Here is an 11,809-nt window from a genome sequence, read left to right on the forward strand (position 1 = left end):
CGACCGGGGCGAATCCCCCGGCCGGGCTACTCGGTCGGCCGGACACCGGTTCCCGGACGGTCCGGCATCGTCACCCGCCCGCCCTCGTAGGTCGGCCCGTCGTAGGCGTTCTCGGCGAGAAGGAGCGAGCCGTCCAGGTCGGCGTAGTCGGCGAGGGGCGCGAGGTGGATCGACGCGGCGATGGAGGCGGTCGACTCGACCATACACCCGATCATCACCTCCAACCCGTGTGCCCGGGCGGCGTGAACCATCCGGATCGCCTCGCGGATGCCGCCACACTTCATCAGTTTCAGGTTCACGATGTCTGCCCGGTCGGCCACCTCGGGCACGTCCGCGAGAACGCGACAGGACTCGTCGGCCGCGACCGGGAGGGCACCGTGTTCGTGGACGTAGCGGAGGCCCTCGGGGTCATCCGCCGGGACCGGCTGTTCGACGAACTCGACACCGTGATCGGCGAGCCACGCGCTCATCTCCACCGCCTCGTGGGGCGTCCACGCCTCGTTGGCGTCGACACGAATCGTCGTTTCGGGGGCTACGGCACGGACCGCCTCGACCAGTTCTCGGTCCCGGTCGGTGCCGAGTTTCACCTTCAGAATCGGGTAACCGTCGTCGATGGCCGCGGCGGCACGCTCCCGAACCATCTCCGGATCGTCGATCGGGACCGTATACGAGGTCGGTGGCGCATCCGCGGGGGCGAGTCCCAACTGGCGACAGAGCGGGACGCCGAGACGGCGAGCGGCGAGGTCGTGACAGGCGATACTGACCGCGGCACGGGCGGCCGGGTTGCCGTGGACAACGCCCCGGAGACGGCGGTCGATCCGATCGAGTGACAGGGGGTCGTCGACCGACTCGACCGCCGCGAGCAGGTCGGGAAGGACCGCGGTGACGGTGCCGATCGTCTCGCCGTAGCGGCTGTCGGGTGCGGCCGCGCCGGTCCCCGTCCGTGCCCCGTTCTCGATGCGGACGACGACCGTCTTGCTCTCTGTTTTCGACCCGCGGGCGATGGTGAACGCGCCGTCGATCGGGAGCCGGCGACGCTCGAAGTCGGTCGAGATCATAGCAGAGCGTCCAGAATTTCGTCGGCGTCGAAACGAACCGGGTCGGTCGCCGGCGCGCCGACCGCGTCGGCGTACGACTCGATCGCCTCCCGTGCCGCGTCGTCGCCGTCGATCGATCGGGTGTCGATGGTTCCCGCCGCGACGGGCGCGGGAGCGACGGCGGCCGCGAGGCTCTCGTAGAGGTCGGCGTACTCCCCGATCGGCCGGATCGGGAAGTCCTCGTAGCCGTGGATCGTCTCCCGGCCGGCGCTGTGGGTCAACACCAGCGAGTCGGGCATCGCGCCGTGGAGTAGGCTACACGTAACGCCGGAGTACGCCGGGTGAACGATCGCTCCCTGCCCCTCGACGAAAAGGACATCGTGATCGGGGGCGGCGTCGCGGAGCATCCGCTCGACGGCTCCGGCGGCGAAGTCGGCGATCACGCGGTCGACCGGAACCCCCCACCCGGCGATCATGATCCCCGTCTGCCCGGTCGGAACGAATCCGGCGTCGATCCCTCGCTCCCGGGCCGCGGCGACGAGTTCGAGTGTCGTCGTCATCTTTCCCGTCGAGCAGTCCGTGCCGACGGTCATCACCACCTCTACGTCGGCGTCGCCCGCTCGACCCTCACTCACCGTGAGGTCGTCGGGCGGGCGGCGCACGTCGATCAGGTCGACACCGTGGTCCGCCGCGAGCGTCGCGAACGCCTCGTCATCGGCGAGAAAGTAGTGGAGCCCGGCGATCACGTCACACCCGGACTCGATGGCGGCCCGCACGTCGGGTCGCCACGAGTCGTCGAAGCCGCCGCCGATGGGGGCGATGCCGATCAGCAGGGCGTCCGGGTCCCCGGTCGCGAGAGCGTCGGCCATCTCCCCGACGATGGGCGCGTCCGGCACGCCCGGAAGATGATCGGCGACCGATTCACCGGCGCGTGCCCGGTCGATCACCGCCGTCACGTCGTAGTCCGCGTACCGGAGCACGCCGACCGCGGTTTTCGCACGGTCGGGAAACCGGTCGTGGGCGAGAACGGCGACCGTGTCGTCGGAGTCGAGCGTCATCATACCCTCCGCAAGGCAGTCCCAGGAGCATGAATCCCCCGGTCGGCCTCGTCGCCGACACACCGCTGGCTAGCCCTCGACCGACACGGTCGAGTGTCGACACCCGACCGTTGCACGAGGTCGTGATCGACACGAACCACAGGTCGATGGCGGTGGCCGTGCCGGTTATCGACGTGTCGGGATCGGCCCCGATCCGGATCGATCGTGCCCATCGCGCTTATCCGCCGTTCGTCCATAGCTGTCGTATGGCTGTGTACCAGCGACGGACGCGTGTCGACGCTCCGCTCGATGCCGTGTGGGACTTCCACTCCCGCGCGAGCGGACTGGAGGCCCTGACACCCGGGTGGATGAATCTCCAGGTCGAATCGATAACCGGTCCAGACGGCGAGCCTGACCCGGAGATACTGGAGACCGGGTCGCGGATCCGGGCGTCGCTCCGGCCGTTCGGCGTCGCCCCGCGACAACGGTGGACCTCCGTTATCACCGACCGCGGCCGGGACGAGGGATCGGCCTTCTTTCGTGACGAGATGGAGGGCGGGCTCTTCCCACGGTGGGAACACACCCACCGATTTTTCGCCGACGGCTCCGCGACAATCGTCGATGATCGTGTCGTCTACGACCTGCCGCTTGGTCCCCTCGGCGACGCCGCCGGCCCGTTTGCCCGCGTCGGCTTCGAACCGATGTTTCGATTCCGCCACCGGCGGACGCGGGAACTGCTCGGTGGCGAGTCCTGACGGACCACACCTACCACACGCGACGGCCGTACGGTTTTGAGCCTCCGCTCCCAAGACGACAGCATGGACGTCGTCGACATTGACCACGTCGCCCTTCGGATCACCGACCTCGACCGGTCGCTCGCCTTTTATCGCGACCTGCTCGGGATGGCCGTCCGGGACCGAGACCGCTACGACGCGGGCGAGGTACCGTACGTCGCGGTCGTAGCCGGCGGTCGCCACCTTCATCTCGTCCCGACCGACGGGCCGATCGACGTCGGGGGGGAACACGTCTGTCTCCTCGTTCGTTCCTCCGGGACCGGCACGCGGGCGGAACTCGACGCTCTGGTGGCCGACCTCCGGGAGGCCGGCGTCGAAATCGAGGCCGGCGAACCCCACGAACGCTACGGCGCGTACGGCCGCGACTGGGCGGCGTACGTGCGCGATCCGGACGGTCGTCGGGTCGAACTCAAGCTTCACTGACCGGGTCGCCCGGACACCGTGAGGTAGATGCCTGCGAGAACGACCGCCCCCCCGAGCAGCGTGCCGGCCGTCGGCAGTTCAGCGAGGAGAACGGCCGCGAGTACCGCGCTTCCGAGCGGTTCGCCGAGCAGCGTGACGCTGACGACGTGGGTTTTCACGTGGCCAAGCGCCCAGTTAATAACGGTGTGTCCGAGAACACCCGGCCCGACCGCCATCGCGACAAACAGCACCCACTCGTGGAGGGCGTACTCGGCGAGAGCGTACCCTCGGCCGACGGCCACCACAAGCAGAACGACGGCACAGGCGGCATAAACGACGGTCACGTACGGCACCATCGGTAGCCGACGCCGGAGCGACCGGCCGGCGAGGTAGTAGGCCGCGACGGCGACCGCACCGAGGAGCGCGAGCGCATTTCCGTACCCCGTCCCCGCGTCGACGCCCGCGGCGCCGACCGTCGGACCGATTGCCGCGAGAAGCGGCGTCCCAAACGACAGCACCGCCATGCCGACGACGGCGACGGCCACGCCCGCGACGCTCCGACGGCCCGCCCGTTCGCCGAGAAGGAGCCATGCCCCCAGAACGACAAAGACCGGTTGCGCCTGAACGAGCGTGACACTCGCCGCGACGGTGGTGTGATCGAGGCTCTCGAACCAGACCACGAAGTGAACGGCGAGTGCCGCCCCCGCCGCGATAGCGACCCCGCCATCGCGACGCCCGATCCGTGCCACGGCCGCCCGACTTCCGCGGCGGAGAACGGCCGGGAGCAGCGCCCCGACGGTAAACGTCACGCGGTACAGCGCCTTGACCACGTTCGGCGCGTCGCTCCAGCGGACGAGGATCGCGCTCGTACTGATCGCCACCACCGCGACCGCGAGGGCGATGAAAGGCGGAACGACGGCATCGCTCGTGGACACACGACGCCGGTCGGCCGGCCCGGGCTTATCCCTGTCGACGCGTCTGAAATTAGATAGCCGATCCGACGTCAATATCGAAGAAGAAATTTCTTCGAAGATGCGAACGAAGAATTATTTGGCACCATTTACGTGATCGGAGAAAATACATAACTATGATGTCGCACTGCATGCGAGATTGGCTCTGGATAGTGGCGTTCGCGACCCTTCTCACCTTCTCGGTCCCGTGGTTCCTGTGGGGGACCTCGACGGTCGTCGCCGGCCTCCCCGTCTGGCTCTGGTGGCATATCGGCTGGCTGGGGGCTGCGGCGGCCGTGTTCGCCCTGTTTACACGAACCGATTGGGATCGGATGATGGGTGTCGACGACGGCGTCGGTGTCGGCCGGGGTGAGAAGCCGTGACGCTCCAACCGCTCGGTATCGTCGTCGCGTACCTCCTGTTTGCGCTCGGAATCGGACTGGTCGCCTACCGTGTCGGCGGCGACGACGCGGAGGACTTCTACCTCGCCAGCCGGACGCTTGGCAGCTTGGTCCTGTTGTTTACGACCTTCGCAACGCTTCTTTCGGCTTTCACCTTTTTCGGGGGACCGAACCTCGCGTACAGCGCCGGTCCCGAGTGGATCCTCGTTATGGGGGTGATGGACGGCGTGCTCTTTGCCGTTCTCTGGTACGTCATCGGCTACCGGCAGTGGCTCATCGGCCGTGCACGCAACTACGTCACGCTGGGTGAGATGCTCGGCGACCGCTTCGCCTCGCCCGCGTTGCGGGGGTTGGTCGCGGGTGTCAGCCTTCTCTGGTTGTTTCCCTACATCATGCTCCAGCAGATGGGCGCCGGTGAGGCGCTCCGTGGGCTAACCGGCGGGGTCGTCCCCTACTGGGGCGGGGCCGCGCTCATCACGGCGTTTATGATCGTCTACGTGATGCTTGCGGGCCTCCGGGGTGTCGCGTGGACCGACACGCTCCAAGGGCTGTTCATGCTCTCGGTTCTGTGGGTCGCGGTCGTCTGGGTCGTCGGCGCGATCGGAGGTGTCGGCCCCGCAACCCGCGGGATGATCAACGCCAACCCCGACTTCGCCGCCCTCGGTGGTGGGCTCTACACCCCACAGTTCATCATCTCCTCGGCGGTCACCATCGCCTTCGGCGTCACCATGTTCCCACAGATCAACCAGCGCTTCTTTGTCGCCCGCTCGGCGACGGTGTTGAAGCGATCCTTCGCCCTCTGGCCGGTGCTTGTCCTCCTGCTTTTCGTGCCGGCGTTTATGCTTGGTGCGTGGGCGTCGGGCCTCCCGATCGAGGTGCCCGAGGGGGCGAACGTTCTGTCGGTTCTGCTCGCCGAGTACACGCCAGGGTGGTTCGCCGCCCTCGTCGTCGCCGGCGCGATGGCCGCGATGATGTCCTCGTCGGACTCGATGCTGCTCTCCGGGTCGTCGTACTTCACCCGCGACCTCTACCGGCCGTTCGTCAGCCCCGACGCGAGCGACAGCCGCGAGGCCTGGGTCGCCCGCATCGGTGTTGCCGTTTTCGCCATGCTCGCCTTCCTCGCCAGTCTCTCCCGCCCCGGCACGCTCATCGAGGTCGGTGACACCGCCTTCTCCGGGTTCGCCCTCCTCGCACCGCCGGTCATGATCGCACTCTACTGGGAGGCGACCACCGCCGACGGGATGCTCGTCGGCGTCGGCGTCCCCCAACTCCTGTATCTCGTCCACGTCCTCGTCCCTGCGGTGCCCGTTGACGTGGCCGGAACGACCGTCTCCCTTCTCGCCAGAAGCTACGGCGGGTGGGACGTTGCACTCGGCTTCATGTTGTTTGGGGCCGTCCTCACCGCCGGGGTTTCCCTCGTTTCGACGCCAACGGTCGACGAGGACGCGACGGCCTTTGCCGTCGGCGGCGACTGACGACTCCGGAACACATACCTTCCGAGCGCTCCCGACGTTAGGTCATGAGCGAGATACTCGACGCCGAAACCGCCGCGAAGATCATCAAAAACATCCGCGAGAGCGAGCAAGAAAGCCCGCACTTTCAGGCGACCATGATCAACTTCGTCTGGTCGCTCCACCGGAGCGACGGTGGCTTGGACGACGTGACCCTTGATGCCGACGAGGTCGACGAGATTCTGTCAGACCTGCCGACCGACCCGGAGCGGGAACTGGCGTTTCTGGAGTGATCGAGGCGGCTCCGTGCCGACCACGGCACGAGACTTCCCACTAGCCGACGCGGTTGTTGAACCGGGGCAACCGGCTGTGTCGTCGCTGGAACTTCCGCTGCTCGCGGCGCTCCATCTGTCCGGCGCGTCGTCGGTCGTTGGTGATTTGACAGCGATACACGCTGAAGCGCTTGTCCGGGTCGCGCCGGTGGGCACACAGACGGGCGCGGATCACGCCCGCGCCGATGTAGACGACCGATCCGTCGCGCCAACCCAGTTCGTACACCCCGATGACGTCCGGCGGACGCGAGCGTTCGAACTCGTAGAACCGTGTCTGGAGTGGCATGATCAGCGGGTCCAAAACCGTCCCCGGAGTTATCCGAGGATGTCCTCGAAGGCCGTTTCGAACATCGCGTTCGTGATCCCCTTCTCGCCCGTTTCGATGTAGTGGTCGCGGGCGATGCGTGCCGACTCGTTGCAGACCCCCTCGAGATCGGCGGGCGCACACCCCTCGGTGACGTCGACCACGCGGTCGAGGTCCCACTCGGGTGCGAGCGGGCGGTCGGTCATGAACTCGCCGATGAGCTTCCGGCGGAAGCCCGCGTCGGGGATGCCGACCTCGAACGTGTCCGTGAACCGGCCGGAGCGGGTGACGGCGTTGTCGAGTTCGCCGGGCTTGTTCGTCGTCCCGACGATGATCGTCCGGCTGTCTTGGAGCGTCTCGACCTCGGTCAGGAGCTTGTTGATGACCCTCTGGTCGCTCGCCGTCATGTCCGCGTCACGCGACTTCGCGACGGCGTCGAGTTCGTTGATACAGATCATCATCGGACCGTGTTCGCGGACCTCCTCGAACACCTCACCGACGAGTTGGGCGGACTCGTTGACGTACTTCGACGTCATCTCGGTGATATCTATCTCCACGAACGGCATGTCGACTTCGCCGGCCATGCACCTGACGAAGTGCGTCTTCCCGGTTCCCGGTGGCCCGTAGAGGACGAACCCGTTCGCCGGATCGATGTCGAACTCCTCGTCGAGTTCCGGGTTCTCGGCGTGGGAGAAGACCTTCCGGTCCATCGTCTCCTTGAGCTCTTCCCGCCCGACGTAGTCGTCGAGGTCGACCCCGACGTCCGTCGTGATCATGTCCGCGACGGGACCGTCGGTCTCTCCGGCGTCGTCGTCCTCGTTGAGGATGTCCTCGGCCAAGTGGGAGAGCTCGCTCCGTCGGCGGGTCGTCTCCCCCGACTTCTCCTCGATGACCTCCATGTCCTTGTCGACGCTCAGGTCATCCGTCCGTCGCATGTCGTCGAGCCGCCTGTCGATCTTACCGAGACTGCGATCCTTGCTGATCGACTCGCGCTCGTACCCGCTGAGCACGGTCTCGATCTCGTCGACGTTCTCCTCGATGTCCAGGTTCTGGTCGGTCTGACTCGTGAGCTCCTTCTGGACCGCCTCCCCGAGGAGGCTCACCTTACGCTCCAGCCGGTTGCGGACCTTCTTGAACGCCTCGAGCTTGGCCGTGTACATCAGCCGCTCCTTGTTGGCCCGCACCGCCAGGAGTTCGCGCGCGGTCACGCTCTCGGCCTCGGGAGCGTCGACGATCCGGCCGTACTCGTTTTCCTGCACCTCGAGTTCGTCGCCGAGCGTCTCGAGGAAGTCCTCGAGCACATCGACGTCCTCGACGACCGTGGCTACCTCCAGTCAACCCCGATCTTCGCTCACACCACACACCAGCCCGGCATCGGGGCGGAGATGGCGCTGAAGTTCTCCGAGTTCGCGCACGTCCACGCGGACTCCACCCACGTCGCCGACGTTCGGGACCGAGTGCTCAACCTCCTCAACCACAACAAGGCGTACCTCGTCGGAATCGTTCCGGCGCTCGACGCCCCGTTGGGCTGGGCGAACATCGTTTATGTGGACGACGAATCCATCGACGAACAACTCGGCGGTGGGACGACCGACGCCGCACTCCCGATCATCGCCTTCTCGTTCGGACGACCTCCCATCGACGACGACATCCGCAAGCGATCGAGATACGGCCGGTGGAGCGTGATCCCCATCGAGGTGTACGCACCCGGCTGGAAGTTTCGGAGCCTGATCGACTTCGCCGCCGTCCAACTGCTCGCGTTCGGCGTCCTGAGCGAACTGTGGGGGGAAGCGAACAACCGACTGGACGAACACATCATTGAGGACGTGTATGCGCGCGACCTGATCGAGTGGAGTGAGCTGTGATGCCGATGGACAATCCAAAGGCGTACTTCGAGTCGAAGTTCGAGTGTGCCGACCCATGGAACTTCGCGACCAGCGAGTACGAACTGAAAAAGTACGAACGTCAGGTGGCGCTGATCGAGGACCGAACAGAGACGGTCGACCGGATTCTCGAAATCGGCTGTGCCGAGGGCGTCCACTCCCGGATGTTGCTGGAGGCGTTCCCGCAGGCGACGCTGCTTGGGATCGAACTCTCCGACACCGCAGCCGAAACCGCACGTTCTCGTCTTCCGAACGACCGGGCCGAAATCGTCTCCGCCGACGCCATCGACTACCTGTCCGATGTCACCGGCGACTTCGACACCGTCGTCTGGAGCGAAACGATATACTACATGGCCGACCGGATGACCGGACCGGACCTGTACGAGTACGTTGAGACACTCTTCGGTCTGCTCCGACCCGACGGCGTCTTGGTCATGGCAAATTTCCCCGACCAGACCGACGCTCCGGAGAAACGGCTCACGAGACCCGCGCTGATGGACGCGTATCGCCGCGTGCTGTCCGGAGTCGGAACGCAGGTGCACCGTTCTCAACACACAGCCCAGAAAGTCGAGTCGAACGCGACGTACACGTACGAAATCCGGGCGTTCGAACCCTGACCTCCCGTCGACGACTCCCGAGCCAGCAACAGCGTGTCACTGATGCGACACTCGTTTCTAACCCACCACGGCGCTCAGCGGTAGCTATCTTCCCCCCGTCGGTGGCCGCCGGACTCGTCTCGAACATGGTCCCGGGACCGCTGACACCACCTCTGTCAACCGTGAAGTCGCTCAGGAGCGTTTGAAGCCGCTCGGCCTGCGAGGACAGTGACCCCGTTTGGGTGCTTACCTCGGCCATTGTCGTGTGTTGCTCCCTTGCGGTGTCGACGACCTCGTCCGCCTCCGCCGCCGTCCGCTTGCTGATATCGGCCACCTCTTCGACCACCGAAACCGTTTCTTCCGTGCTGGCGGCTTGCTCGTCGGCCGCATCGCTGATCTCCCTGATCCCCTCGTCCGTCTCTGCCGCGTGGTTCGCGACGGTGCTGAACGCCTCTAGAGCCTCCCGGACGACCTCTACGCTTTCACTCATGTTTGCCTCCGCTTCCCGAGCCGTATCGACCGTCTGGGTCGTCTCGGTCTGTGTCGCTGTGATGAGTTCCTCTATCTCTTGGGCGGCCTCCTGGGTTTCCTCGGCCAACTGTTTCACCTCGTTTGCGACGACGGCGAACCCGTCCCCGGATGTCGTTCCATCCTCGGATCCGGTTCGTGCTGCCTCGATGTTTGCGTTCAGTGCCAAGATGTTCGTCTGTTCGGCAATGTCACTGATCAGATCGACGATCTCACCGATATCGTCCATCCGGTCGTCGAGCGACTGAACCTTCGACGCGGTCGTCGCAATGGCGTCCTGTGAGTCGTCGACCCGGTCGATCACATCCTCCGCGACGTCTTTGCCCTTCTGAGCGACCGTTGCCGTTTCCTCGGCCGCACTCGCGACGGTCTCCGTCGAGGATGCCACCTCCTCGATCGTCGCCGACAGGTTGCTCATCTCGCCCGACACCTCGTTTAGCATAACCCGCTGTTCGTCGGCATCCTCGGCGATGCCGGACACCGAGTTTGCCACCGACTCGCTCATCGACTCGGCGGTCCCCGCGTCGTCTTGAACCGCAGTACTCTCCCGCGATACGTCCTCGGCGAACGTCTGAATCTCGCCCATCGTCGATTCGATCTCATCGAGCATCTCGTTGAACGAGGCGCCGATCCGTTCCATCGCCTCGCTGTCGCTCTCGACATCGAGTCGCACCGTCAGGTCACCCTCCGCGGCACGGGTCATCGCCGTGCTGTAATCATCGGCCTTCGATTCGAGATGCGTGTTGAGCGACTCGACCTCCTGTTTGCGCTGTTCGGCGGTCGCTTTCGCCGCCTCGGCGTCCTCTACCTCCTTTTGCTTTCGTTCCGCGAGTGCTAGTTTCTCCTCGGCTCGCTCACGGGATTTCGCCGCCTCCTCGCGGGACTTCTCGATGGAGTACCAGTTGATCATCAACGCCCCGGCGAGAAACGAAATAAACAGCGCGTGGACGCCCCCCCACGCGATCGGATTCTGGATGGCGGCCGAATGGTTGTACACGAGGCTCGAATCGATCAGACTGAACGCTCCGTGCCCGACTCCGACGTACCCCATTCCGACGACAAACGGCAACCAGTCCTCGTACAGCGCCAGTACCGCGATAAAGACGAAAAAGTGAAAATGGGCTTCGATGTATCCGCCCGAGAACTTTACAAGCGCCATCGAGACCGTCATTCCGCTGAACGCCACCGCGGTTGTCCGTTTGCGACGTCCCAGCTGTGGAAGCGCGCCGATCATCGCTGGCACGCCGATTCCTCCCGCGGACAGCAACAGCATCCACACGGGTATCGTTGGAATCTCGGCCTCGATGACCGGCATCGTCCCTTGATATAGACCAAGCCCAAGCAGCAACGGAACTTGGAGTCCGATAAGAATCAGAATGTTTCGATGCCGGGTCTCCCACATCTCCTCCGGAATCGACATTCCGTTGGGGATGTAGTTCACGAACTCGCGAAGCGAACTCCCCAACCCCGATCCTGAAGCGTCGCTCACAGCGTCGGTGCGTGTTTCCACCATCTCGCCACCATCTCCGGAATCGGTATACAAATATGACGGCTTCCAGTTTTCATCGCTGATTTTTTCACCGAACGTGTGGGGTGTCGAGGAGACGCAGGTCCACGCGGTGTGGGACACGGAGTCCCGACCGAGGCAGGGTCCTGTGCAACATTCAGCGTAACCAGAGCACGTGTTCGGGTCCCCCGTGCTGTTCTGTCGTTCTCTGATCCCCCACACTACCCTGTGACGGTCAGGCGGGTTCCACGATGCTATTTGTCGATGGAATCCTACGACTGTGTGGCACCGTTCGGCCCCGAATCGTTTGATGAGAAAGTCCGCCCTCCCCGATTTGAACGGGGGACTGCGGCGCGATAACAGGGCGGTATCGGGCAATCTGCTCGGCTTCCCCGGCCGCTGGCGTGGGTTCGCGGAGATGACAACCGATGACCCAAAACCTCGAACCCATCGCACCACAGAAAGCAGTAGACCTCTACCTCGCACAACGGGAAGACGACGCTTCTGAGAGAACCGTACAGGCTCACAGATACCGTCTCAAGCACTTCGTGCGCTGGTGTGGGCAGGAAGACCTCACCAACCTCAAC

The 11,809-nt window shown here is 64.9% G+C and carries 12 protein-coding genes and 1 pseudogene; 7 read left to right on the plus strand and 6 right to left on the minus strand.

Going from position 1 to position 11,809, the window contains the following annotated elements:
* Nucleotides 1-26: 26 nt before the first annotated feature.
* Entirely contained in the window at nt 27-1,058 is a 1,032-nt protein-coding gene (locus tag Q0925_RS04435) for a dipeptide epimerase (RefSeq protein ID WP_299332248.1), read from the minus strand.
* Nucleotides 1,055-2,098: a DUF1611 domain-containing protein gene (locus Q0925_RS04440; protein ID WP_299332250.1), complete on the minus strand. Its 1,044-nt coding sequence runs from the start codon at nt 2,096-2,098 to the stop codon at nt 1,055-1,057. Before Q0925_RS04440 ends, Q0925_RS04435 begins: the two co-directional genes overlap by 4 nt.
* Nucleotides 2,099-2,340: 242 nt before the next feature.
* Between Q0925_RS04440 and Q0925_RS04445 the strand changes: the two genes are divergently transcribed.
* On the plus strand, nt 2,341-2,829 hold the full coding sequence (locus Q0925_RS04445; RefSeq protein ID WP_299332252.1) for an SRPBCC family protein: 489 nt from the start codon (nt 2,341-2,343) through the stop codon (nt 2,827-2,829).
* Nucleotides 2,830-2,892: 63 nt separating this feature from the next.
* Entirely contained in the window at nt 2,893-3,291 is a 399-nt protein-coding gene (locus tag Q0925_RS04450) for a VOC family protein (protein WP_299332253.1), read from the plus strand.
* Here the strand turns inward: Q0925_RS04450 and Q0925_RS04455 are convergent.
* On the minus strand, nt 3,285-4,205 hold the full coding sequence (locus tag Q0925_RS04455) for a DMT family transporter (RefSeq protein ID WP_299332255.1): 921 nt from the start codon (nt 4,203-4,205) through the stop codon (nt 3,285-3,287). The two genes, Q0925_RS04450 and Q0925_RS04455, sit on opposite strands and share 7 nt — an antisense overlap.
* Nucleotides 4,206-4,360: 155 nt before the next feature.
* Between Q0925_RS04455 and Q0925_RS04460 the strand changes: the two genes are divergently transcribed.
* From Q0925_RS04460 to Q0925_RS04470, 3 genes are read left to right on the plus strand one after another with little or no spacing between them, the layout of a single operon-like run.
* Nucleotides 4,361-4,603, plus strand: a complete 243-nt coding sequence (locus tag Q0925_RS04460; RefSeq protein WP_299332269.1) for a DUF3311 domain-containing protein — start codon at nt 4,361-4,363, stop codon at nt 4,601-4,603.
* A complete protein-coding gene (locus Q0925_RS04465; RefSeq protein WP_299332257.1) occupies nt 4,600-6,096 on the plus strand; it encodes a sodium:solute symporter family protein in 1,497 nt (498 codons plus the stop codon). Before Q0925_RS04460 ends, Q0925_RS04465 begins: the two co-directional genes overlap by 4 nt.
* A 44-nt stretch (nt 6,097-6,140) precedes the next feature.
* Nucleotides 6,141-6,365, plus strand: coding sequence for a hypothetical protein (locus Q0925_RS04470; protein ID WP_299332259.1), 225 nt, complete (start codon nt 6,141-6,143; stop codon nt 6,363-6,365).
* Nucleotides 6,366-6,405: 40 nt separating this feature from the next.
* Here the strand turns inward: Q0925_RS04470 and Q0925_RS04475 are convergent, their stop codons facing one another.
* Both Q0925_RS04475 and Q0925_RS04480 read right to left on the minus strand, forming a co-directional pair.
* Nucleotides 6,406-6,690 (minus strand): DUF7508 domain-containing protein, encoded by a 285-nt coding sequence (locus Q0925_RS04475; RefSeq protein WP_299332261.1) that lies wholly within the window; start codon nt 6,688-6,690, stop codon nt 6,406-6,408.
* Nucleotides 6,691-6,719: 29 nt separating this feature from the next.
* Nucleotides 6,720-8,009, minus strand: coding sequence for an AAA family ATPase (locus Q0925_RS04480; RefSeq protein ID WP_299332263.1), 1,290 nt, complete (start codon nt 8,007-8,009; stop codon nt 6,720-6,722).
* An 84-nt stretch (nt 8,010-8,093) separates the two neighbouring features.
* On the opposite strand from Q0925_RS04480, the gene Q0925_RS04485 reads away from it, so the two are divergent.
* Both Q0925_RS04485 and Q0925_RS04490 read left to right on the plus strand, forming a co-directional pair.
* A complete protein-coding gene (locus tag Q0925_RS04485; RefSeq protein ID WP_299332265.1) occupies nt 8,094-8,573 on the plus strand; it encodes a hypothetical protein in 480 nt (159 codons plus the stop codon).
* 5 nt (nt 8,574-8,578) lie between these two features.
* Nucleotides 8,579-9,046: pseudogene (locus Q0925_RS04490) on the plus strand (class I SAM-dependent methyltransferase); the annotation flags it as partial.
* Between the two features lie 22 nt (nt 9,047-9,068).
* Here the strand turns inward: Q0925_RS04490 and Q0925_RS04495 are convergent.
* Nucleotides 9,069-11,228 (minus strand): methyl-accepting chemotaxis protein, encoded by a 2,160-nt coding sequence (locus Q0925_RS04495; RefSeq protein WP_299332267.1) that lies wholly within the window; start codon nt 11,226-11,228, stop codon nt 9,069-9,071.
* Nucleotides 11,229-11,809 lie beyond the last annotated feature (581 nt).

Source organism: Haloplanus sp. (assembly GCF_028275055.1).
In the GTDB taxonomy this organism is placed as follows: domain Archaea; phylum Halobacteriota; class Halobacteria; order Halobacteriales; family Haloferacaceae; genus Haloplanus.

Bases quoted from the DNA above. Each gene is read 5' to 3' on its own strand.
- Q0925_RS04435 (WP_299332248.1), bottom strand. From the start codon at position 1,058: ATGATCTCGACCGACTTCGAGCGTCGCCGGCTCCCGATCGACGGCGCG.
- Q0925_RS04440 (WP_299332250.1), bottom strand. From the start codon at position 2,098: ATGATGACGCTCGACTCCGACGACACGGTCGCCGTTCTCGCCCACGAC.
- Q0925_RS04445 (WP_299332252.1), top strand. From the start codon at position 2,341: ATGGCTGTGTACCAGCGACGGACGCGTGTCGACGCTCCGCTCGATGCC.
- Q0925_RS04450 (WP_299332253.1), top strand. From the start codon at position 2,893: ATGGACGTCGTCGACATTGACCACGTCGCCCTTCGGATCACCGACCTC.
- Q0925_RS04460 (WP_299332269.1), top strand. From the start codon at position 4,361: ATGTCGCACTGCATGCGAGATTGGCTCTGGATAGTGGCGTTCGCGACC.
- Q0925_RS04470 (WP_299332259.1), top strand. From the start codon at position 6,141: ATGAGCGAGATACTCGACGCCGAAACCGCCGCGAAGATCATCAAAAAC.
- Q0925_RS04475 (WP_299332261.1), bottom strand. From the start codon at position 6,690: ATGCCACTCCAGACACGGTTCTACGAGTTCGAACGCTCGCGTCCGCCG.
- Q0925_RS04485 (WP_299332265.1), top strand. From the start codon at position 8,094: ATGGCGCTGAAGTTCTCCGAGTTCGCGCACGTCCACGCGGACTCCACC.
- Q0925_RS04495 (WP_299332267.1), bottom strand. From the start codon at position 11,228: ATGGTGGAAACACGCACCGACGCTGTGAGCGACGCTTCAGGATCGGGG.